Annotated in this window: 20 protein-coding genes; 10 read left to right on the top strand and 10 right to left on the bottom strand. The window is 52.2% G+C overall.

The genetic code is table 11. The features are described from left to right. Positions 1-15: 15 nt before the first annotated feature. From FDX01_RS21150 to FDX01_RS21110, 8 genes are all read right to left on the bottom strand, one after another. A complete protein-coding gene (locus FDX01_RS21150; RefSeq protein WP_137400410.1) occupies positions 16-1380 on the bottom strand; it encodes an MFS transporter in 1365 nt (454 codons plus the stop codon). Between the two features lie 156 nt (positions 1381-1536). Beyond that, positions 1537-2427 carry a heme o synthase gene (cyoE, locus tag FDX01_RS21145; protein ID WP_096758073.1) on the bottom strand — a complete coding sequence of 297 codons (891 nt, stop codon included), beginning with the start codon at positions 2425-2427 and terminating at the stop codon, positions 1537-1539. 11 nt (positions 2428-2438) lie between these two features. Further along, positions 2439-2768, bottom strand: a complete 330-nt coding sequence (locus tag FDX01_RS21140) for a cytochrome o ubiquinol oxidase subunit IV (RefSeq protein ID WP_096758072.1) — start codon at positions 2766-2768, stop codon at positions 2439-2441. Beyond that, entirely contained in the window at positions 2768-3382 is a 615-nt protein-coding gene (locus FDX01_RS21135) for a cytochrome o ubiquinol oxidase subunit III (RefSeq protein WP_096758071.1), read from the bottom strand. The genes FDX01_RS21140 and FDX01_RS21135 overlap by 1 nt, the downstream gene beginning before the upstream one ends. Next, positions 3372-5363 carry a cytochrome o ubiquinol oxidase subunit I gene (gene cyoB / locus FDX01_RS21130; RefSeq protein WP_096758070.1) on the bottom strand — a complete coding sequence of 664 codons (1992 nt, stop codon included), beginning with the start codon at positions 5361-5363 and terminating at the stop codon, positions 3372-3374. Before cyoB ends, FDX01_RS21135 begins: the two co-directional genes overlap by 11 nt. A gap of 19 nt (positions 5364-5382) precedes the next feature. Beyond that, complete coding sequence (gene cyoA / locus FDX01_RS21125; protein WP_115259235.1) at positions 5383-6330, bottom strand: cytochrome o ubiquinol oxidase subunit II; 948 nt, start codon at positions 6328-6330, stop codon at positions 5383-5385. 725 nt (positions 6331-7055) lie between these two features. After that, on the bottom strand, positions 7056-8531 hold the full coding sequence (gene ampG, locus FDX01_RS21115) for a muropeptide MFS transporter AmpG (protein WP_115259234.1): 1476 nt from the start codon (positions 8529-8531) through the stop codon (positions 7056-7058). Between the two features lie 43 nt (positions 8532-8574). Next, the gene (locus FDX01_RS21110; protein WP_137400409.1) at positions 8575-9153 is read right to left on the bottom strand and encodes a lipoprotein; all 579 of its coding nucleotides are present in this window, start codon (positions 9151-9153) and stop codon (positions 8575-8577) included. A gap of 307 nt (positions 9154-9460) precedes the next feature. Between FDX01_RS21110 and bolA the strand changes: the two genes are divergently transcribed. From bolA to fadM, 9 genes are all read left to right on the top strand, one after another. After that, complete coding sequence (gene bolA, locus FDX01_RS21105; RefSeq protein WP_096758066.1) at positions 9461-9778, top strand: transcriptional regulator BolA; 318 nt, start codon at positions 9461-9463, stop codon at positions 9776-9778. A gap of 346 nt (positions 9779-10124) precedes the next feature. Then, positions 10125-11423 (top strand): trigger factor, encoded by a 1299-nt coding sequence (gene tig / locus FDX01_RS21100; protein ID WP_096758065.1) that lies wholly within the window; start codon positions 10125-10127, stop codon positions 11421-11423. Between the two features lie 247 nt (positions 11424-11670). After that, entirely contained in the window at positions 11671-12294 is a 624-nt protein-coding gene (gene clpP / locus FDX01_RS21095) for an ATP-dependent Clp endopeptidase proteolytic subunit ClpP (protein WP_096758064.1), read from the top strand. Positions 12295-12545: 251 nt separating this feature from the next. After that, positions 12546-13820, top strand: coding sequence for an ATP-dependent protease ATP-binding subunit ClpX (gene clpX, locus FDX01_RS21090; protein ID WP_096758063.1), 1275 nt, complete (start codon positions 12546-12548; stop codon positions 13818-13820). A gap of 187 nt (positions 13821-14007) precedes the next feature. Next, entirely contained in the window at positions 14008-16362 is a 2355-nt protein-coding gene (lon, locus tag FDX01_RS21085) for an endopeptidase La (RefSeq protein WP_096758062.1), read from the top strand. A 190-nt stretch (positions 16363-16552) separates the two neighbouring features. Beyond that, positions 16553-16843 (top strand): nucleoid-associated protein HU-beta, encoded by a 291-nt coding sequence (gene hupB / locus FDX01_RS21080; RefSeq protein ID WP_219352570.1) that lies wholly within the window; start codon positions 16553-16555, stop codon positions 16841-16843. Between the two features lie 203 nt (positions 16844-17046). Beyond that, on the top strand, positions 17047-18921 hold the full coding sequence (ppiD, locus tag FDX01_RS21075; RefSeq protein WP_137400408.1) for a peptidylprolyl isomerase: 1875 nt from the start codon (positions 17047-17049) through the stop codon (positions 18919-18921). A gap of 146 nt (positions 18922-19067) precedes the next feature. Continuing rightward, positions 19068-19442: a helix-hairpin-helix domain-containing protein gene (locus FDX01_RS21065; RefSeq protein WP_096758060.1), complete on the top strand. Its 375-nt coding sequence runs from the start codon at positions 19068-19070 to the stop codon at positions 19440-19442. A gap of 106 nt (positions 19443-19548) precedes the next feature. Beyond that, positions 19549-19947, top strand: coding sequence for a long-chain acyl-CoA thioesterase FadM (gene fadM / locus FDX01_RS21060; protein WP_096758059.1), 399 nt, complete (start codon positions 19549-19551; stop codon positions 19945-19947). Between the two features lie 104 nt (positions 19948-20051). On the opposite strand, the gene queC is transcribed toward fadM, so the two are convergent. Both queC and FDX01_RS21050 read right to left on the bottom strand, forming a co-directional pair. After that, on the bottom strand, positions 20052-20747 hold the full coding sequence (gene queC, locus FDX01_RS21055) for a 7-cyano-7-deazaguanine synthase QueC (protein ID WP_115259230.1): 696 nt from the start codon (positions 20745-20747) through the stop codon (positions 20052-20054). A gap of 64 nt (positions 20748-20811) precedes the next feature. Beyond that, a complete protein-coding gene (locus FDX01_RS21050) occupies positions 20812-22512 on the bottom strand; it encodes an SgrR family transcriptional regulator (protein ID WP_137400407.1) in 1701 nt (566 codons plus the stop codon). Positions 22513-22635: 123 nt separating this feature from the next. Between FDX01_RS21050 and cof the strand changes: the two genes are divergently transcribed. Further along, positions 22636-23454, top strand: coding sequence for an HMP-PP phosphatase (gene cof, locus FDX01_RS21040; protein ID WP_137400406.1), 819 nt, complete (start codon positions 22636-22638; stop codon positions 23452-23454). Positions 23455-23466: the final 12 nt, after the last annotated feature.

Here is a 23466-nt window from a genome sequence, read left to right as displayed (position 1 = left end):
GCCATCCGGCAATCCTCACGCCTGGCTTATCGCCTGCTCAATTTCAAATCGATTGGTCACTTTGCTGTCGATTTTCACATAGGCAGAATGCTCTTTTGCCACAATTAACACCTCACTCACGCCTTCTTTTGCCTGCAGTCGCTGTTTTAGTGTGTCATCTGCGGCGATCTCAGGGGGGATCTCCACGCGCAGGCTGCTGACATACGGCGGCTCTTTCATCGTGCTGGCCACCAGTAGCCAGATTGCAGCCAGTAATGCGCCTGCCAAAAATACCGCCTGACCATCAAACATTTCGACCACCCAACCGCCCAGCGAACCCCCGATGGCGACGCCGAGGAACTGGCTGGTGGAGTAAACGCCCATCGCCGTTCCTTTATAACCCGCCGGTGATTCTTTGCTGATGAGCGAGGGGAGAAGTGCTTCCATCAGGTTAAAGGCGAGGAAGAAGAGCTGAACACCTGCAATCAGCCCCCAGAAACGAATGTTAGCGCTCCACAGGACAATCTCAGCAGCCAGGATTAGCACCACACACGACAGAAATACCCGCTTCATCCGGCGTTTTACTTCGGCATAGATGATGAACGGCACCACGGAAACAAAGGACAGCAGCATCGTCACCAGATAAATCTTCCAGTGTTCGGCGGCGGGAAAGCCCGCTTTTGCCAGCTGGCCTGGCAGGGCGACGAAAGTGGACATCAGTAAAATATGCAGGCACATGATGCCAAAATTGAGCTTCAGCAGTTTAGGCTCCGCCAGGACTTTACTGAAGCTGCCTTTGACCATGCCTGATTCGCGGTTCAGCACGTGGGTGGTGCTATTGGGAACCACCCAAATGGTCAGTAAGATACCGGTGGTTGCCAGTGCGGCGATCATCCAGAACAGCGCGTGTAATCCCAGCTCGTGGGTAACGATCGGCCCAAGCACCATGGCAATGGCGAAGGTGATACCAAAGCTGACGCCAATAAACGCCATCGCTTTTGTGCGGTTTTGTTCGCGGGTTAAGTCAGACAGCAGCGCCATCACTGCGGCGGCAATCGCCCCGGAACCCTGCAGTGCACGTCCGAGTATAATTCCCCAGATAGAGTCCGAGAGCGCGGCGATCACGCTACCGAAAACGAATATCGCCAGCCCTCCGACGATAAGCGGTTTACGACCGATGCGGTCGGATAGCAAGCCGAAGGGGATCTGGAAGACCGCTTGTGCCAGACCATAAATGCCGATGGCAAGCCCGATCAGCGCTTCGCTGGCGCCCTGCAGCGCCATGCCATAGGTGGTCAGAACCGGCAGGACCATAAACATGCCAAGCATGCGCAACGAGAATACGGTCCCTAAACCCCAGGTGGCGCGCAACTCACCGGGCGTCATTTTATAATCGTTCATTCCCACCTCTGTTTTAATTTCGCGCCTAGTGTAAAGCGGTATGCGGGCGGGGTAAATATGCGCTTCATTAACAAATGTTGTGGTTGTGAGGGGAGGGCGTAGCAAAACGACAAATAAAAAAGGGTGCCGAAGCACCCTTTATAGTATGAGCAGATTTTACCAGACGTAAGTCAGCAGGTTCTGCGAGTTTGGCACCATAAAGTCGACGGACATCATCACGGAAAGCGCGGTGATGGCAATGATGGAGAAACCGAACAGCTTGCGCGCCCAGACTCTGTCATCTTCCACTTTGTACCCACGCAGCGCCATGCCTAACCACCAGACGCTGACCGCAGCCGCCACAACCAGATATTTGTAGCCGGCGTAACCGCCCAGAGACAGCATCAGCGTGGCGATAGCAAAGGCGATGATATACAGCGTGATATGGTTCTTCGCCACCGAAATGCCTTTCACCACCGGCAGTACCGGAATGTTAGCAGCCTGATAATCCTTAAAGCGGAAAATCGCGATGGCGTAAGAGTGCGGCATCTGCCACAGGCTGAAAATCGCCAGCAGAATCAGCGCACCGCTGTCAAAGCTCCCCGTCACGGCGCAGTAGCCAATCACCGGCGGCGCAGCGCCGGAGAGTGAGCCAATCAGCGTACCGTAGACCGAGTGGCGTTTCATGTACAGGCTGTACACGCCAACATAGACCACGAAGCCCATCACCCCCAGCCAGCAGGCCAGAGGGTTCGCGCCAAACCACAGCAGCATAAAGCCAGCAATACCCAGCAAGGTGGCGTATACCAGCGAGACCGCAGGAGAAATCAGACCTTTAACCAGCACACGGTTTTTGGTCCTCTCCATCTTCCTGTCGATATCCCTGTCGATGTAGTTGTTAAATACACAACCCGACGCCACAACCAGTGACACCCCAACCAACGTGTAGATAAACAGGGGATAATCAATGCTGCCTTTAGAGGCCAGCAGGAATCCACCAATCACCGAGATCAGGTTGCCAAAGATGATGCCTGGTTTCGTTACTTGCAGGTATTGCTTAAACATCATAATCGCCGCTCTTAGTGCATCATCATGTTGTAGTTCAGGTTCCACATAATCCAGATGGAGCCCACAACCAGAATGGCGATGATTAGCACAGTAAAGACAAAGGCCGTCATGTTCCAACCTTCATCAGATTTGCTATTCATGTGCAGGAAGCACACCAGGTGAACCAGTATCTGTACCACTGCCATAATGAGGATAGTCCCCAGAATAACGGCAGGAGAGGCAGAACCTGTCATCACCATCCAGAACGGAATGACCGTCAGGATGATAGACAGGATAAAACCTGTCATGTAGGTTTTTACGCTGCCATGGGATGCGCCGCCGCTCACGTTTGAATGACTCATTACATCGCCCCCATCAGATAAACAACAGTGAACACGCAGATCCACACCACATCCAGGAAGTGCCAGAACAGGCTCAGGCACATGATGCGGGTACGGTTAGTGCTGGTCAGGCCGCGACGGGCAACTTGCACCATCAGCACCGCCATCCAGATAAGGCCGGAAGTGACGTGCAGACCGTGCGTACCAACCAGCGCGAAGAACGCCGACAGGAAACCGCTACGATCTGGGCCCATATCGTTAACAATCAGGTGATGGAATTCATAGATTTCCATCCCGATGAATCCGGCACCGAACAAGAAGGTCAACGCCAGCCAGGAAATGACCTGGCTCTTGTTGTTCTTGTACATGGCGATCGCCGCCATGCCGTAAGTAATGGAGCTGAATAACAGCAGGAAGGTCTCTACCAGGACGAACGGCAGCTCAAAAATGTCCTTACCTGTTGGGCCACCTGCGGTGCCGTTCACCAGAACGGCATAGGTTGCAAACAGAATAGAGAACAGAATGCAGTCGCTCATCAGGTAGACCCAAAATCCGAAGATTTTGTTCTGACCTGCATCGTGGTGCCCGTGTTCGTGCGCGTGGGCATTCGCGTGCGCTAAAGTATCAGTTGCCATTTTTCAGCCCTGCCTTAGTAATCTCATCGAAATGCTGATTTTCCAGTTTTTCGACTTCCGGGACCGGCACGTAGTAATCCACGTCTTCATCAAAGCTTTTCACGATCCAGCTGATAATCATGCCTGCGAAGCTTGCAATTGCCAGCCACCAGATATGCCAGATCATGGCGAAACCAAACAGTGTTGCGAAGGCGGTAATGACGATACCGGCGCCGCTGTTCTTCGGCATATGAATCTCTTCATAGTGCGTAGGTTGCTTATACGCTTCGCCTTTTTCTTTCATTTCCCAGAAGGCATCACGCTCGTGAACGTGTGGCACAACGGCAAAGTTGTAGAACGGAGGCGGGGAAGAGGTTGCCCACTCCAACGTACGACCACCCCACGGGTCACCGGTCAGGTCACGGTTCTGCTCGCGGTCGCGAATAGACACGTAGATCTGAATCAGCTGGCACAGGATACCCAGTGCAATCAGCGCGGCACCGCAGGCGGCAACGACCAGCATCGGATGGAACTGCGGGTCAATCTGCTGGCTGAGACGACGGGTCATACCCATAAAGCCCAGCACATACAGCGGCATAAATGCCACGAAGAAGCCGATGATCCACAACCAGAATGCGCGTTTGCCCCAGGTTTCGTTCAGCGTGTAGCCAAACGCTTTTGGCCACCAGTAGGTCATACCGGCGAAGCAACCAAATACCACGCCGCCGATGATAACGTTGTGGAAGTGCGCAATCAGGAACAGGCTGTTGTGCAGTACGAAGTCCGCACCCGGAACCGCCAGCAGTACGCCGGTCATACCGCCGACTGAGAAGGTCACGATGAAGCCAATCGTCCACAGCATCGCTGAGTGGAATACGATACGGCCCTGATACATGGTGAACAGCCAGTTGAAGATCTTCACCCCGGTAGGGATGGCGATAATCATGGTGGTAATACCGAAGAAGGCGTTAACGTTAGCGCCTGCACCCATGGTGAAGAAGTGGTGCAGCCAAACAACGAACGACAGAACGGTGATACACACGGTTGCCCACACCAGCGAGGTGTAGCCAAACAGGCGTTTACGCGAGAAGGTTGCTGCGATTTCGGAGAACACCCCGAAGACCGGCAGAATCAGAATGTACACTTCCGGATGGCCCCAGGCCCAAATCAGGTTGATGTACATCATCATGTTGCCGCCCATATCGTTGGTAAAGAAATGGGTGCCCAGATAGCGATCCAGGGTTAGCAACGCGACGGTAACCGTCAAGATTGGGAAGGAGGCGATAATCAGGATGTTGGCGCACAGAGATGCCCAGGTAAATACCGGCATCTTGAACATCGTCATACCCGGTGCACGCATCTTGATGATGGTCACAAAGAAGTTGATACCGGTTAAGGTTGTACCTATACCGGACAACTGCACCGCCCATATCCAATAATCAACCCCGACGCTTGGACTGTACTCTATTCCCGAGAGCGGCGGATAGGCCAGCCAGCCGGTCTGTGCGAATTCACCTACGCCCAGAGACAGGTTAACCAGGATAACGCCGACAACGGTGAACCAGAAGCTCAGGTTGTTCAGGAAGGGGAAGGCAACGTCACGTGCGCCGATCTGCAGCGGAACCACCAGGTTCATCAGACCGATAACAAATGGCATGGCGACGAAGAAGATCATGATCACGCCGTGAGCCGTGAAGATCTGGTCGTAGTGGTGAGGTGGCAGGAAGCCCGCTTCACCTGCAGACGCCAGCGCCTGCTGACTACGCATCATGATGGCGTCAGCAAAGCCACGAATCAACATGACGATGGCGACGATGACATACATGATGCCAAGACGTTTGTGGTCAACCGAAGTCAGCCACTCTTTCCACAGGTAGGTCCACTTACCGAAGTAAGTAATGAGGCCCAGTAAGGCCGCCCCACCGATGATAATGGCAGCGATCGTAACCATGACGATTGGTTCATGGAACGGGACTGCATCCAGTGTCAATTTTCCGAACATCGTATTCTTCCTCGGCCCCTTAGTGAGCGGATTCCGCGTGGCTCATGTCCATGCCTTCCATTCCTTCGTGTGCGCTGTGCTCACCTTCTGGTTTGGCCATGTCCATGCTCTTACCGTGAGCCATAAATTTGTTAATAACGTCTTTAAACAAATCCGGTTTCACGTTGGAGAAATATTCCACCTGGTTGTATTCGCTTGGTACAGCCACTTTCTCGAACGCTGCCATGTCACTCATGGTGTTCGTGGACTGTTTAGCTTTAGCAACCCATTGGTCGAATTCGGCGCGGTCCTTTGTTGCGATAGCCTTGAACTTCATACCGGAGAAGCCTGGTCCGCTGTAGCTTGCGGAGATACCATCATAAGTACCGGCTTCGTTGGCGATCAGATGCAGTCGAGTCTGCATACCGGCCATGGCATAAATCTGGCTACCCAGACGCGGGATAAAGAAGGAGTTCATCACGGAGTTGGATGTCACTTTGAATTCAACCGGAGTGTTCGCCGGGAAGGCGATTTCATTCACGGTAGCGATACCCTGTTCCGGATAGATGAAGAACCATTTCCAGTCCATGGAAACCACTTCGATGGTAATGGGCTTCTCGTCATGCGCCAGCGGTTTGCTTGGCTCAAGCGCGTGCGTGGTTTTCCAGGTCAGTACGGCAAGGAAAATGATGATTAAGATAGGCACCGTCCAGACCACAGCTTCCACTTTATTGGAGTGTGACCAGTTCGGGCTGTACTTCGCATCTTTATTGCTTGCACGGTACTTCCAGGCAAAACCAACAGCCATCAAGATGGCAGGAATAACGACGATCAACATCAGGCCAAATGCCGTCAGTATCAATGAACGTTGTTCCAGACCAATCTGTCCTTTAGGGTCAAGCAGCGCAGAATTACAGCCACTGAGTAATGCAGTGCCTGCAATTAATGACAACCATCCCAAACTTTTATTGTATTTCCTGAGTCTCATTTAACGACCTCAATTCCACGGGACCGGGTGGCGTTTAAAGTGTGAGGGCATTTTACGGGAAGGTTACATTACTGTAAACATCATTGGATCTGTGTTACCGGGTTCTGCCGTGCATGTCACATATGTTGCAATATATACCGCGTTGACTTTAAGAACCTGTTGCAACATCACGTTATAACGAAAGCGGGCATGCGGGGGTAGTGCGAAGGGCAATTGGTATAACCAATGCTAAAATAAAACAATTAATTAACAATTGATTATCATTAAAAGGACAATTAGAGAACAAAAAATAGAATGGCGTTGGCTGAATCGAGTAAGGAAAATAGAATTTATAAAAGGCGTCAATAATTTCCAAAATCTATGGCGCACAAAACAACAAATAATATTTTTATTAAGTGTTGTTTATTTAGCCGTTATAATTACGCAGAGTTATTACAACGGCCAAATATGCTCGTCATACTTCAAGCTACGGGTGTGTTGGCAATAACTCGGCCCATCCTGGGCCTCACCCTTACGGGCGCTGTGAACAGCGTTCAAATTCGTTCCCGACGAATTTGTCCTCGCTCACCCCAGTCACTTACTTATGTAAGCTCCTGGGGATTTGCTGCGTCGCCGCGTGATTCGGCCTTTCGGCCTCTCCCCTACGGGGCCAGCGCAAGCGCTGTTCAAAACGCTCACGCCTTTTGTCCCGTAACTCGAATTATTTAGAGCATAAATATGCAACATCACGCCAGACGCGTTTTACGCAGCGCCAGATAATCCAGCAATCCACCGAATACCACACCGCAGACTGCGACCACGACCGCAACTTCAAGCAGTTCCGGCAGGAAGGAGAAGTTAGTGTAGTCCAGGGCGTTCATTGTCAGCAGTAACAGCCAGACCACCAGCAAACAACAGCCCGCCACCAGCGTCATCAATGCCAGGTTGTACGCGCTACGAAACTCCGTGCGCGGGATAAAACTTTCGTTTTTCCAGCTATGTTCCAGCGTCTGGCGACAGACCAGCAACAGAATAAGGCCTGGGATCGCGGCAAAGACGGAGAACAGATAAAACGTGGGCCAACCGTGTGCTTCGACAAACCAGCCCGCGACCGGGCCGACATAAACGCGCCCCACAGCGGAAAGCGCGGAGAGCAGGGCAAACTGCGTTGCGGAGAAGGATTTATTGCACAGCGTCATCAGCAGAGCGACAAATGCTGCTGTCCCCATCCCACCGCACAGGTTTTCGAAGAATACTGCCGCACCCATGCTAAACATATGTTTGTCGGTAATGGAGAGCAACCAGTAACCCGCGTTCGATGCGCCCTGCAAAATGCCAAAAATCAGCAATGCGCGAAACAGCGACAGGCGTTGCATCAGGATCCCGCCGTACAGAGCGCCAACAATTGTCGCCAGCAGCCCCAGCGTTTTATTGACCACCCCAACTTCACCGGCGTCAAATCCGACGCCGCGGATTAAAAAGGTGGTGGTCAGGCTCATGGCGAAGGCATCGCCAAGCTTGTACAGCACAATCAGCAGCAGGATTAACCAGGCGTTGTTACGGCCAAAGAAATCGCGCAGCGGCGCGGCAACAGCTTGTTCCAGTGTTTTAGGGACCGGAATCGCATCTGTGGGTTCGGGGGCTAACAGGGTGGCGATAATACACGGTACCAGCAGAGCCGCCATCAGCCAGTACATGCCTTGCCAGCCAAGCCAGCGATCGGCCATCCACAGTGCCAGGCCACCGGAAACCAGCATCCCTAAGCGGTAGCCGAGCACGCTGATGGCAGCGCCGGTGCCGCGTTCTTCGGCGGGTAAAACATCCGTTTTCCAGGCATCAAAGACGATATCCTGCGACGCTGAGCAAAAGGCGATTACTACCGCCAGTGCTGCCATCCATCGCAACTGCGTGCCTGGCTCCAGAAAACCCATTGCAGCAATAGAAACCAGCAGCAAAATCTGTGTGGTCAGCAGCCAGCCTCGACGTCGACCCAAAAACGGCGGTGTGTAGCGGTCCATCACAGGGGACCAGAGGAACTTAAAGACGTAGGCCTGACCGACCAGAGAAAAGAAGCCGATAGTTTTAAGATCGATGTTCTCGACCGTCATCCACGCCTGAAGCGTACCGGAGGTCAGCGCGAGCGGTAAACCGGAAGCAAAACCCAGCATCAGCAGAATTGCTGACTTAGGTTGCTGAAAAATACGTAAGTAGTGACTGGACATGGCGTCTTTAGGCCCGACGTGCGCCGGGCCATAAGGGCAGAAATTAACGTGCGTTCTGCTTGATGAAATCGTGAACGCTGGTGTCCTGAGACATATCAGCGATGGTATCGGTCAGGACGCTGTTAACGGCATCAGCAATATTTTTGTTAGAGGCCTGCAGCGCGCCTTCAACAGAATAGCTTGCGCGGTAGTTTTTGGTCATCTTGTTGCCGTTGGCTGCGGTAGCAATAATGGCGATGTCTGCCTTGGTGGCGATGTTGTAACGCACGCTACCCTGAGACACGTCGGCGTACAGCTGGCTCACGATGATTTGCAGGTTAACAGCACCGTTTGGACCAATCATATAACCGCGTGCGGTCATCTGTTTTTCCAGCACTTCTTGCAGCAGGAAACGCAGATCGCGGGATGCAGTCAGCGTTACCAGTTGATTGTCGCGGGTGACTTTGGCCAGAGCCTGATCCTGACGCTGATCGGCCCCATTAATGCTGAGGGTCACACCCATCAGGCTAGGGTCCTGCTGCGGCAGGGTCATTTTTGGCGAAACGTCAATGGTGGTCGGTGGCGTTGCGCATCCAGCTAACATAAACAGCGCGACTAACGGAAAGAGGATTTTTTTAAACATGCCAGGGGTTCTCAGTGGATCTACATTTTATGGTTAGAGAAAATTCCCGCCATCATAACATTGCCAGAGACGAGGGGAAGTGGGTAACGCATGTAAATTCATTGCGTTGTCCGTTTATCTACTTTGATGAGACCATAAATGGACTTTTTGCAATAAACCGGACAGTTGAATCAGTGAACTTCATTCGTTTGGCTGAGAAAATCAGATAAACGCTAATTTTTTGTTGCTAAGGTGTAATGGAAACGGTAAAAGCGGCTAGTATTTAAAGGGATGGGTGACATCTCAGCGTTGTCGGAGGAAAAATTTCATGATGATTCGTGAGCAAATAGAAGAAAAATTAAGGGCAGCGTTCCAACCCGTGTTCCTCGAAGTTGTGGATGAAAGCTATCGTCACAATGTTCCGGCAGGTTCTGAAAGCCACTTTAAGGTTGTGCTGGTCAGCGATCGCTTTACAGGTGAACGTTTTCTTAATCGTCATCGGATGATTTACAGTACGTTAACGGCGGAACTCTCCACAACCGTACATGCGTTAGCCCTGCATACCTACACCACCAAGGAGTGGGAAGCGTTGCAGGACACGATTTTTGCATCGCCTCCCTGTCGTGGAGCGGGAAGCATCGCGTAGAAAAACGGATTTGCAACAACCGGCGCTTTTCCAGTATGTTGCTACAGATTATGTGAAAACGGCCTACGGGCCGTTTTATTTTGTCTGAATTCTGAGTCAGTCGTACAGTATTCAGACAAAAATTAGCCGGGAATTGTGAAAAAAGCCGCAGCAACGCGCGATAACCGTTCTCGACTCATAAAAGTGATGCCGCTATAATGCGCGTCTTATTTTTCGGAATGTCTTCGGGATGATTCTGACGACAGGGAATGTGATTGATTTTGAGAACATCCCGGTTCCGCGAAGCCAACAACCTGTGCTTGCGGAGAAGAGTTGACCGAGCACTGTGATTTTTTGAGGTAACAAGATGCAAGTTTCAGTTGAAACCACTCAAGGCCTTGGCCGCCGTGTAACGATTACTATCGCTGCTGACAGCATCGAAAACGCTGTGAAAAGCGAGCTGGTCAACGTAGCGAAGAAAGTGCGTATTGACGGCTTTCGCAAGGGAAAAGTACCGATGAATGTTGTTGCTCAGCGTTATGGCGCTTCTGTTCGCCAGGACGTTCTGGGCGACCTGATGAGCCGTCACTTCGTTGATGCAATCATCAAAGAAAAAATTAATCCGGCTGGCTCTCCGAACTACGTTCCGGGCGAATACAAACTGGGTGAAGATTTTACTTACGCGGTAGAGTTTGAAGTTTACCCGGAAGTTGAGTTGAAGGGTCTGGACGCAATCGAAGTTGAAAAACCGGTTGTTGAAGTCACCGACGCTGACGTTGACGTCATGCTGGACACCCTGCGTAAGCAGCAGGCGACCTGGAAAGACAAAGACGGCGCTGCTGATGCAGAAGACCGTGTCACCATCGACTTCACCGGTTCTGTAGACGGCGAAGAGTTCGAAGGCGGCAAAGCGTCTGACTTCGTACTGGCAATGGGTCAGGGTCGTATGATCCCAGGCTTCGAAGAAGGCGTTAAAGGTCACAAAGCTGGCGAAGAGTTCACTATCGAAGTGACCTTCCCGGAAGACTACCACGCTGAAAACCTGAAAGGTAAAGCGGCTAAATTCGTTATCAACCTGAAGAAAGTTGAAGAACGTGAACTGCCGGAACTGACTGAAGAATTCATCAAGCGTTTCGGCGTGGAAGATGGTTCTGTTGCCGGTCTGCGTGCTGAAGTGCGTAAAAACATGGAACGCGAGCTGAAAGGCGCCGTGCGTAACCGCGTTAAGTCTCAGGCGATCGAAGGTCTGGTAAAAGCGAATGACATCGACGTTCCTGTTGCCATGATTGACAACGAAATCGACGTTCTGCGTCGTCAGGCTGCACAGCGTTTCGGTGGCAACGAGAAACAAGCTCTGGAACTGCCGCGTGAACTGTTCGAAGAACAGGCTAAGCGTCGCGTTGTTGTTGGCTTGCTGCTGGGCGAAGTTATTCGTACCAACGAGCTGAAAGCTGACGAAGAACGCGTAAAAGGCCTGATCGAAGAGATGGCTTCTGCTTACGAAGATCCGAAAGAAGTGGTTGAATTCTACAGCAAGAACAAAGAGCTGATGGAAAACATGCGTAACGTCGCTCTGGAAGAGCAGGCTGTTGAAGCGGTTCTGGCGAAGGCAAAAGTGACTGAAAAAGCCACTACCTTCAACGAACTGATGAACCAGCAGGCGTAATTCGTCGCGTTTTTAGCACGAAATTCGCACATAAGCCCGTCACCTTCCGGTGGCGGGTTTTTTTTTGTCACGCATTTTGCATGGGAAGGGTGCGAAAACAGCGTTTCAGTGTTAGCGTTACAACAAAAGATTGTTATGCTTGAATTATGGCGATGTCGTACCCATTACTGAGGGACTAGCTGATAATCCGTCCATAAGGTTACAATCAGCACAGCAGGTTTTTTCAAATTTTATCCAGGAGACGGAAATGTCATACAGCGGCGAACGAGATAACTTTGCACCCCATATGGCGCTGGTGCCGATGGTCATTGAACAGACCTCACGTGGCGAGCGCTCTTTTGATATCTATTCTCGTCTACTTAAGGAACGCGTCATTTTTCTGACCGGCCAGGTCGAAGACCATATGGCTAACCTGATCGTGGCGCAGATGCTGTTCCTGGAAGCGGAAAACCCAGAAAAAGATATCTACCTGTACATCAACTCCCCGGGTGGGGTAATTACCGCAGGGATGTCTATCTATGACACCATGCAGTTTATTAAGCCGGACGTTAGCACCATTTGTATGGGCCAGGCGTGCTCAATGGGCGCGTTCCTGTTGACTGCAGGGGCAAAAGATAAACGCTTCTGCCTGCCTAACTCTCGCGTCATGATCCACCAGCCTCTGGGCGGTTACCAGGGCCAGGCAACGGATATTGAAATTCATGCCCGTGAAATCCTTAAAGTGAAAGGGCGCATGAATGAACTTATGGCGCATCATACGGGTCAATCGCTTGAGCAGATTGAACGTGACACCGAGCGCGATCGCTTCCTCTCTGCTTCTGAAGCAGTAGAGTACGGTCTGGTCGACTCGATTTTGACCCATCGTAATTGATGCCCAGGACGCAAGTGTGTCGCTATACACTTCATCCTTCACGCTACCTCTTTGTTGGCTGCCAGCGCTCCCCCCAGTTACTTACTTATGTAAGCGCCTGGGGAGTCGCTTAGTTGCCGCCTCGATGTAGCTCGAATGATTTTGTGTATATACTAATGAAGGGCGGCACAACGCTGACAAGCGGCTTGCGCCTGAGAATGGCATTTGCGTCGTCGTGTGCGGCACAAAGAACAAAGAAGAGGTTTTGACTCATGACAGATAAACGCAAAGATGGCTCGGGCAAATTGTTGTACTGCTCTTTTTGCGGCAAAAGCCAGCATGAAGTGCGCAAGCTGATTGCCGGACCATCCGTGTATATCTGCGACGAATGTGTTGATTTATGTAATGACATCATTCGCGAAGAGATTAAGGAAGTCGCACCGCATCGTGAACGCAGTGCGCTGCCGACGCCGCATGAAATTCGCAACCACCTGGACGATTACGTTATCGGTCAGGAGCAGGCGAAGAAAGTGCTGGCGGTCGCGGTATACAACCATTACAAACGTCTGCGCAACGGCGACACCAGCAATGGCGTCGAGTTGGGCAAAAGTAACATCCTGCTGATCGGCCCGACGGGTTCCGGTAAAACGCTGCTGGCTGAAACGCTGGCGCGCCTGCTGGACGTTCCGTTCACTATGGCCGACGCCACCACCCTGACCGAAGCAGGTTATGTGGGTGAGGACGTTGAGAATATCATTCAGAAATTGTTGCAGAAGTGCGATTACGACGTACAGAAAGCGCAGCGCGGCATTGTCTATATTGATGAGATCGACAAGATCTCGCGTAAATCAGACAACCCGTCCATCACGCGTGATGTTTCCGGCGAAGGCGTACAGCAAGCGCTGTTGAAACTGATCGAAGGTACGGTTGCTGCTGTGCCTCCGCAGGGCGGACGTAAACATCCGCAGCAGGAGTTCTTGCAGGTTGATACCTCTAAGATCCTGTTTATCTGTGGCGGTGCATTTGCCGGTCTGGATAAGGTGATTGCTAACCGTGTTGAAACCGGCTCCGGCATTGGTTTTGGCGCGACGGTAAAAGCCCAGTCTGATAAAGCCAGCGAAGGTGAACTGCTGTCGCAGGTTGAGCCGGAAGATCTGATCAAATTTGGTCTGATCCCCGAGTTCATAGGACGTCTGCCGGTGGTGGCAACGTTGACAGAGCTGAGCGAAGATGCGCTGATCCAAATCCTGAAAGAGCCGAAAAATGCCCTGACCAAGCAGTATCAGGCGTTGTTCAATCTTGAAGGCGTGGATCTGGAATTCCGTGACGAAGCGCTGGATGCTATCGCCAAGAAAGCGATGGCGCGTAAAACCGGTGCTCGTGGTCTGCGTTCTATCGTTGAAGCTGCACTGCTCGACACCATGTACGATCTGCCTTCTATGGAAGACGTCGAAAAAGTGGTTATCGACGAGTCCGTTATCGGTGGTCAGAGCAAGCCATTACTGATTTACGGTAAGCCGGAAGCGCAGCAGGCATCTGGCGAATAATTAACCATTTTATACAATCGGTTAATCAAAAAGGGGGGATTTTATCTCCCCTTTTATTTTTCCGTAAACATGGCGTTGAATGTGTGGGAAACATCCCCATATACTGACATACATGTTAAAGGTGGTAATAAGAAGCACAGCAATGCCACCTGATTACCTGGCGGACACTAAACTAAGAGAGAGCTCTATGAATCCTGAGCGTTCTGAACGCATTGAAATCCCCGTATTGCCGTTGCGCGATGTGGTGGTTTATCCGCACATGGTCATACCCTTATTTGTAGGGCGGGAAAAATCTATCCGTTGTCTGGAAGCGGCCATGGACCATGATAAAAAAATCATGCTGGTCGCACAGAAAGAAGCATCAACGGATGAGCCGGGTGTAAACGATCTTTTCACCGTCGGGACCGTGGCCTCTATTTTGCAGATGCTGAAACTGCCTGACGGCACCGTAAAGGTGCTGGTCGAGGGGTTACAGCGCGCGCGTATTTCTGCGCTGTCTGATAACGGTGAGCATTTCTCTGCGAAAGCGGAGTACCTTGATTCGCCGGCCATTGATGAGCGCGAACAGGAAGTGCTGGTGCGTACCGCAATCAGCCAGTTCGAAGGCTATATCAAGCTGAACAAGAAAATCCCACCAGAAGTGCTGACGTCGCTTAATAGCATTGACGATCCTGCACGCCTGGCGGACACCATCGCTGCGCACATGCCACTAAAACTGGCGGATAAGCAGTCCGTGCTGGAGATGTCAGACGTTAACGAACGTCTGGAATATCTGATGGCAATGATGGAATCTGAAATCGATCTGCTGCAGGTTGAGAAGCGTATTCGCAACCGCGTGAAAAAGCAGATGGAGAAGTCCCAGCGAGAGTACTATCTGAACGAGCAAATGAAAGCCATTCAGAAAGAACTCGGCGAGATGGACGACGCGCCGGATGAAAACGAAGCGCTGAAACGTAAAATCGACGCGGCGAAAATGCCGAAAGAGGCAAAAGAGAAAGCGGAAGCAGAACTGCAGAAGCTGAAAATGATGTCTCCGATGTCGGCAGAAGCGACCGTGGTTCGCGGCTACATCGACTGGATGGTGCAGGTACCGTGGAACGCGCGTAGCAAGGTCAAAAAAGACCTGCGTCAGGCGCAGGAGATCCTCGATACCGATCATTATGGTCTGGAGCGCGTGAAAGACCGCATCCTTGAGTATCTTGCGGTTCAAAGCCGAGTCAACAAAATCAAGGGGCCGATCCTGTGCCTGGTAGGGCCGCCGGGGGTGGGTAAAACCTCTCTGGGGCAGTCCATTGCTAAAGCGACCGGGCGTAAATACATCCGTATGGCGCTGGGTGGCGTGCGTGACGAAGCGGAAATCCGCGGTCACCGCCGGACCTATATCGGTTCAATGCCGGGCAAACTGATCCAGAAAATGGCCAAGGTGGGCGTTAAAAACCCGCTGTTCCTACTCGATGAGATCGACAAAATGTCTTCCGACATGCGTGGCGATCCGGCTTCCGCACTGCTTGAAGTGCTGGATCCCGAACAGAACGTGGCGTTCAGCGATCACTACCTGGAAGTGGACTACGATCTCAGCGACGTGATGTTTGTTGCGACCTCTAACTCCATGAACATTCCGGCACCGCTGCTGGATCGTATGGAAGTGATCCGTCTGTCCGGTTATACCGAAGACGAGAAGCTGAATATTGCTAAACGCCACCTGCTGCCGAAGCAGATTGAGCGTAACGCGCTGAAAAAAGGTGAACTGACGGTCGACGATAGCGCCATTGTGGGCATTATTCGTTACTACACCCGTGAAGCGGGCGTGCGTAGTCTGGAGCGTGAAATCTCCAAACTGTGCCGCAAAGCGGTGAAACAACTATTGCTTGATAAGTCACTGAAACATATCGAGATCAATGGCGATAACCTGCACGACTACTTGGGTGTGCAGCGCTTTGACTACGGCCGTGCGGACAACGAAAACCGCGTAGGTCAGGTCACTGGTCTGGCGTGGACTGAAGTGGGTGGCGATCTGCTGACCATCGAAACCGCCTGTGTGCCGGGTAAAGGCAAGCTGACCTACACCGGTTCTCTGGGCGAAGTGATGCAGGAATCCATTCAGGCAGCGCTGACCGTGGTACGCGCACGTGCGGAGAAACTGGGTATTAACCCGGACTTCTACGAAAAACGTGATATTCACGTTCACGTCCCTGAAGGGGCAACGCCGAAAGATGGTCCAAGCGCAGGTATTGCTATGTGTACCGCACTGGTATCGTGCCTGACCGGTAACCCGGTTCGTGCGGATGTTGCCATGACCGGCGAGATCACCCTGCGTGGTCAGGTTTTGCCGATCGGTGGTTTGAAAGAAAAACTGCTGGCAGCACACCGTGGTGGTATCAAAACGGTCTTAATTCCTGATGAAAACAAACGTGACCTGGAAGAGATTCCGGACAACGTTCTCGCCGATCTGGACATCCATCCGGTGAAGCGCATTGAGGAAGTTCTGACTCTGGCACTGCAAAACGAACCTTCAGGTATGCAGGTTGTGACGGCAAAATAGTGACCTCGCGCAAAGAGCGTCAATAAAAACAGGGCTGGCAGGCCATTTCGGGCTTGCCAGCCTTTTTTTGTATAGCTAATTTAGATGACGGATTAGGCTTGCCATCATTAACGGGTGTTGTAAGGGCATGGCAGGCCTGATATAACTGCTGCGCGTTCGCACTTTGAAGGATTCAGGTGCGATATAAATTATAAAGAGGAAGAGAAGAGTGAATAAATCTCAACTGATCGACAAAATTGCTGCAGGGGCTGATATCTCTAAAGCTGCGGCTGGACGTGCGTTAGATGCAATTATTGCTTCTGTTACCGAATCCCTGAAAGAAGGTGATGACGTAGCGCTGGTAGGTTTTGGTACTTTTGCCGTTAAAGAGCGTGCTGCCCGTACTGGTCGCAACCCGCAAACTGGTAAAGAGATCACTATCGCCGCGGCTAAAGTACCGGGTTTCCGTGCAGGTAAAGCACTGAAAGACGCGGTAAACTAAGTGATTCCCCCTTTGGGGATGTGACTAAGTACAAGGGCGCATCAACAGATGTGCCTTTTTTATTTGTGATTCCGGGACTTTCTACGTGTTGTGGGCTGACAATCGCCCCTGTTTCTTGTCACAATAGACCTTTCCACGCAGCGTTCAGAAAACGCTATGCTGCGTGAGGTATACAGTCACCTACAGCGGAGTGTGGTTACACCATGATGGACAGCTTACGCACGGCTGCTAACAGTCTCGTGCTCAAGATTATTTTCGGTATCATTATCGTGTCGTTCATTTTGACCGGCGTGAGTGGTTACCTGATTGGCGGAAGCAACAACTACGCCGCAAAAGTGAATGGCCAGGAAATTAGCCGCGGGCAGTTTGAGAATGCGTTTAACAGTGAACGTAATCGCATTCAGCAGCAGCTGGGCGATCAGTTCTCTGAGCTGGCGGCGAATGAAGGCTACATGAAAACGCTGCGTCAGCAGGTGCTGAATCGTCTGGTAGACGAAGCGCTGCTGGACCAATACTCTCGCGAACTGAAGCTCAGCATCAGCGATGAGCAGGTTAAACAGGCTATCTTCTCAACGCCTGCTTTCCAGGTTGACGGTAAATTTGATAACAACCGCTATAACGCAATTGTAAATCAGATGGGGATGACCGCAGACCAGTATGCTCAGGCGCTGCGTAACCAACTCACCACCCAGCAGTTGATCAACGGCGTAGCCGGGACAGAGTTCATGCTGAAGGGGGAAACGGACGAACTGGCGGCGCTGGTTGCACAGCAGCGTATCGTGCGTGAAGCGACTATTGACGTCAACGCACTTGCAGCGAAACAGTCGGTTTCCGAGCAGGAAGTTGCCAGCTACTACGAGCAGAATAAAAACCACTTTATGATGCCGGAGCAGTTCCGTGTGAGCTACATCAAGCTGGATGCTGCAGCTATGCAGGAAACAGCCAGCGATGCGGATATTCAGTCTTATTATGACCAGCATCAGGATCAGTTCACTCAACCGCAGCGTAATCGCTACAGCATCATCCAGACCAAAACGGAAGATGAAGCCAAAGCGGTACTGGATGCGCTGAACAAAGGTGGTGATTTTGCCGCCCTGGCGAAGGAAAAATCCGCCGACATTATCTCTGCCCGTAACGGCGGTGATATGGGATGGCTGGAAGAATCCACCACGCCAGAAGAGCTGAAGAATGCGGGTCTGAAAGAAAAAGGCCAACTGTCAGGCGTGATCAAGTCTTCTGTGGGTTTCTTGGTTGCTCGTCTTGATGATGTCCAGCCAGCGCAGGTTAAACCGCTGAGCGAAGCACGTGACGAGATTGCGGCGAAAGTGAAGCAGGAAAAAGCGCTGGATGCCTACTATGCGCTGCAGCAGAAAGTCAGCGATGCGGCAAGCAACGATAACGAATCCCTCGCGGGGGCTGAGCAGGCAGCGGGTATGAAAGCCGTTGAAACGGGCTGGTTTAGCCGTGACAGCCTGCCTGAAGAGCTGAATTTCAAACCGGTTTCAGACATCATTTTCAATGGTGGCCTGGTTGGTGAGAATGGCACTCCGGGCAGCAACTCTGACATCATCACCGTGGATGGCGATCGCGCGTTTGTGCTGCGTATTGCAGAGCACAAAGCGGAAGCTGTTAAGCCGCTGGCTGAAGTGAAAGATCAGGTAACCGCGCTTGTTAAGCATAACAAAGCAGAGCAACAAGCGAAGCTGGATGCCGACAAACTGCTGGCTGCGCTGAAAGCCGGTAAAGGCGATGAAGCAATGAAAGCGGCAGGTCTGAGTTTTGGTGAAGCGAAAACCCTGAGCCGTACAGGTCAGGATCCGCTGAGCCAGGCGGCGTTTGGTCTGGCGCTGCCGGCGAATGACAAGCCGAGCTACGGCGTAGCGAACGATATGCAGGGCAACGTTGTTCTGCTGGCGCTCGACGCGGTGAAAGCGGGTTCGATGCCAGAAGAGCAGAAGAAAGCAATGGTTCAGGGGATTACTCAGAACAACGCGCAGATCGTCTTCGAAGCGCTGATGAGTAACCTGCGTAAAGCGGCAAAAATTAAAGTCGGTGACGCGCTGGAACAGCAGCAATAATCGAGACGCTTCGCAAAAAATTGCAAAAAGTTGTATACACCAAAGGCCGCTTTCGCGGCCTTTTCCATTTCTGAATTTTGCCATTTGTCTGCCGTTCTCCACCTCGCTATCGTGATTCCACTGTTAACAAACAAGGAGAAAACAGTATGAAACATGGAATCAAAGCACTGCTTATCACCCTTTCATTAACCTGTGCTGGCGTGAGCCAAAGTACTCTGGCCGCGGAACCGGTCGCTAAAAGCCAGGCAGTCCAGACCAAAGCAGAGGGGGCGGGTGCGGCGCATAGCAAAGCAACGGTACCGACGAAAGCCAGCGATGATGAAGGCACCAGGGTAAGCATCAATACCGCGTCGGCGGAGGATTTAGCGCGGGTCATGAATGGTGTCGGGCTAAAGAAAGCGCAGGCGATTGTCAGCTACCGGGAGGAGTACGGGCCGTTTAAAACGGTTGATGACTTAAAACAGGTGCCGGGAATGGGCAGTTCACTGGTGGAGCGTAACCTGGCTGTTTTAACACTTTAATAACTTGCAGAGCGCTGAAAATTTGCCAGACTGTAGAGGTCATACCAGTTATGGCCTCCTTATCCTCAAGTCTATTCCTATAAAAACAAATTAGGGTTCCTGCGCTATGCAAACACAAATCAAAGTTCGTGGTTTTCATCTCGATGTCTATCAACATGTTAACAATGCCCGCTACCTTGAGTTTCTGGAAGAAGCCCGCTGGGACGGTCTGGAAAACAGTGATAGCTTCCAGTGGATGACCGCGCACAACATCGCTTTTGTGGTGGTTAACATTAATATCAACTACCGGCGCCCCGCCGTGCTGAGTGATCTGCTGACCGTCACCAGTCAGGTACAACAGTTAAATGGCAAAAGCGGTGTGTTAAACCAGACCATCACGTTAGAGCCGGAAGGGCAGGTAGTGGCCGATGCGTTGATTACCTTCGTCTGTATCGATTTAAAAACGCAGAAAGCGCTGCCGCTGGAAGGGGAGTTGCGCGAAAAGCTGGAGCAGATGGTGAAGTAAGGGAAGATTGCCGGGCCTGCAAACATCAGGCCTGCAAATGATACCGATTTGTAGGCCGGATAAGACGCATTAGCGTCGCCATCCGGCATTATCATCGCGATAAATTACTTTAACCCGGTTTTCTGCTTCATGGCCGCCATCACTGCCGGTTTATCCGCCAGATAATGGTTCAGGCCGTTGGCACGCAGGTTACAGGCGGCACACTGGCCGCAACCGTCGCCCTTAACGCCGTTATAGCAAGTCAGCGTCTCTTCACGCACCAGATCCAGCTTGCCCCAGTAGTCGGCCAGTGCCCAGGTTTCGGCTTTATCAAGCCACATCAACGGGGTTTCAAAGCGGATATCTTTTGCCATGCCCAGACTTACGGCATGATTCAGCGCTTTGACAAACTCATCGCGACAATCAGGATAGCCGGAGAAATCGGTCTCGCAAACGCCAGTAATGACCGCTTCCGCTTGCACCTGATATGCATAAATCGCCGTCAGCGTTAAGAACAAAATATTACGTCCGGGCACAAAGGTGTTGGGAATGCCGTTGGCTTCCGGTTCGTAATCCGGTACCGGAATGTTATCGCGGGTCAAGCTACTGACCGCCAGTTCGCTAAGCAGCGTGACGTCGAGAACTTTGTGTGCGCGTGCGCCGAGTTTTAAGGCCAGGTCACGTGCGACATCAATCTCAGCGCGATGGCGCTGACCATAATCAAAGGTCACACAGTGCACTTCATCATATTGATGCAGCGCCTGCGCCAGACAGGTGGTGGAGTCCTGACCTCCACTAAATACGACAACGGCACGTTTCATGGTTTTTCCTGACAAATAACGAAAACCCTATGGTAGCGCCTGGGCGCGGCGTCGACCAGCTTCTTCACGATGAAGGCGGCGGCAGCCAGGCCTCGGTGAATTCAAACCAGCCTCTGGGGTTGAGCCGCACGCCGTTGACGCCCGGTGGGGCGCTAATGCGGTAATGGTAATTAAACAGCGGCGTTAGCGTGGCGTCATTCATCAGGTTAGTGAAAACCTGCTGTAACGCCGCGTGACGATGATCCTCATTAGCCTGGGTTTGCAGCGCATCCAGCGTGGCCTGTAGATGAGAGAATGCCGGGGCATCCAGAACATGTGGCCAGAGCTGATCGCAGCGTAGCCACTGTTCAAGTGTATATTCTGGTGCTTCGCCAATCAGACGGTCGCCCATCATCAGGTCGGCCTGGGCCAGAGGATGGTCACCGTCCCAGTTCTTGGCATTGTGAAAAATCAGCGTTAACTCGCAGCCCAGCGTTGCCAGTACCTGGCGAAGCTGTTCGGCCATGGCGTGCAACTCTACTGGCAGGTGATATACCAGCGTCAGTTTTTCCGGCAGGGCCACTTCATCCAACTGATCCCATTGCGGAATGGTCCACCCTGGCAGCAGCGCATTGCTTGGGGTAATCAGATTCTCTTCCACCTCAAGCGTCTGCAACAGGGAAGAGCGGTGGATGATATTGACCAGCCGACGCGCCTGAAGCACGTTCAGTCGCGCGCTTTTCCTGAGTGTTAAATAACAAAATCCGAGGCTGATCCCGCAACTAACCTGGCTAAGCATCGGCAGTTCCTCAGGCTTGCCAATGGCAATTTGCACCGGATGGCGGCAGCTGGTACCCAGATCCTGGTCGAAAAGCTGCGGTGTTATCCAAAATTCAATGGCTTTCAGCAACGGGTGGCTGAGGTGATAGTGGTCATGGCTCTCGATACGGACCAGCTCCGGTGTAAACAGCGTCAGCCTAAACGGACCGGTGCCGACGAGCGGCTGTTCCGGGTGCGCCAGATGACTGCTGTAGCTGGCCAGACGGTGTGCCAGCCAGAAGTCGGGGCGATGTAAAATAAACGTCAGGCATTGAGGGTGAGTCACCTCAATACGCTTCACGCTGATAAATAATTTATTGAGCGCGGGCAGCTCCAGCAGCTGTTGCAGGCGTTGATGTAGCTGCGAGGTGCTAAGCGCGTCACCGTTATGCCAGTGCAGCGTGGAGCGAATATAGAAATCCCAGCGCAGGCCGTCGGCGGAGATATCCCAGTGGTGGGCCAAATCACCGCAGGGGCGCTGGGTCGTACTGTCAAAACGGGTCAGTCCGGAGAAGACTTGCCCGGCAAGATGTTGTTCGGCACGACCGGGGAGAAAGCCGGGGCGGAGGGGATCAAGTGGGCGATAGTAGGGAATACGCAGGGTTGGCGTATCGTTATGCCACTGGCCGCCCATAAACGGCTGCAGCAGCGTTCTTAATTCTCCGGGAGCCAGCTGCGCCAGCTCCAGCACGCTACGCTGTTCTCCCTTTTGCAACGCCTGCTCCATCATCGTATTGCGCAGCGAGTCGGGCGTGACCAAAAAGCGCAATTGTCCCCGTTTTCCGCGTCCTGAGCGTGCTTCCCATGCCAGCCAGCCCGCCTCCTGTGCCTGGCGTAGCAGCGTACGGACATGGCGCTCGCTGCAAAAACAGCGTTCAGCCAGTTCGCCGACGGTGACCGACTGCGGCTCTCCGTTTGAGGGCTGCCAGAGGCGTTGGTACTGATTCAATCGATTCAAAAGTCGCATTTGCACTTCATCCTTCGGGCAACATAAACCCGGAACAATTCGTTTTATCTATTCACTATTACTTCCGTATATCTCAGGTGATACTGAACCACAAGTTAACCGCGTCACAGTGTGGAGAAAGAAATGGCTCGTCTGGCTGCATTTGATATGGATGGCACCCTGCTGATGCCGAATCACCATTTAGGTGACGAAACACTCTCGACGCTGGCGCGCCTGCGTGAACGCGACATCACCCTGACGTTTGCCACTGGCCGCCATGTGCTGGAGATGCGTCATATCTTAGGGACCCTCTCGCTGGACGCATTTTTGATAACGGGTAACGGGACGCGTATTCATTCGCTGGAAGGGGACGTACTGCATCGTCAGGATCTGGCACCCGAGGCAGCAGATATCGTCCTGCATCAGAAGTGGGATACCCAGGCCAGCATGCATGTCTTCAATGACAATGGATGGTTCACCGGGCAGGAGATCCCGTCGATCCTCAAGGCGCATGTGTACAGCGGATTCCGTTATCAGATCGTGGATGTGAAACGTATCCCCGCGCATCAGGTGACGAAGATCTGCTTCTGCGGCGATCATGACGACCTGATACGCCTGCGCATTCAATTGAATGAGGCGCTAGGTGAGCAGGCAAATCTCTGTTTTTCCGCCGTAGACTGTCTTGAAGTGCTGCCGCTGGGCTGTAACAAAGGCTCCGCGCTGGCGGTACTGAGCGACCATTTAGGTTTTTCTATGGCCGAGTGCATGGCATTTGGTGACGCGATGAACGATCGCGAGATGCTGGGCAGCGTAGGGCGAGGTTTGATTATGGGCAACGCCATGCCGCAATTAATTGCTGAGCTTCCTGATTTACCGGTGATTGGACATTGTCGCAATCAGGCGGTATCGCACTTTTTAACACATTGGCTGGATAATCCGCATCTACCTTATTCCCCCGAATGAGAGATCCCTTCC

Source organism: Citrobacter sp. wls613, from assembly GCF_005281195.1.
GTDB lineage: Bacteria > Pseudomonadota > Gammaproteobacteria > Enterobacterales > Enterobacteriaceae > Citrobacter > Citrobacter gillenii.
Note: the sequence above shows the minus strand (reverse complement) of the source record. Positions and strands in the feature narration are given on the sequence as shown.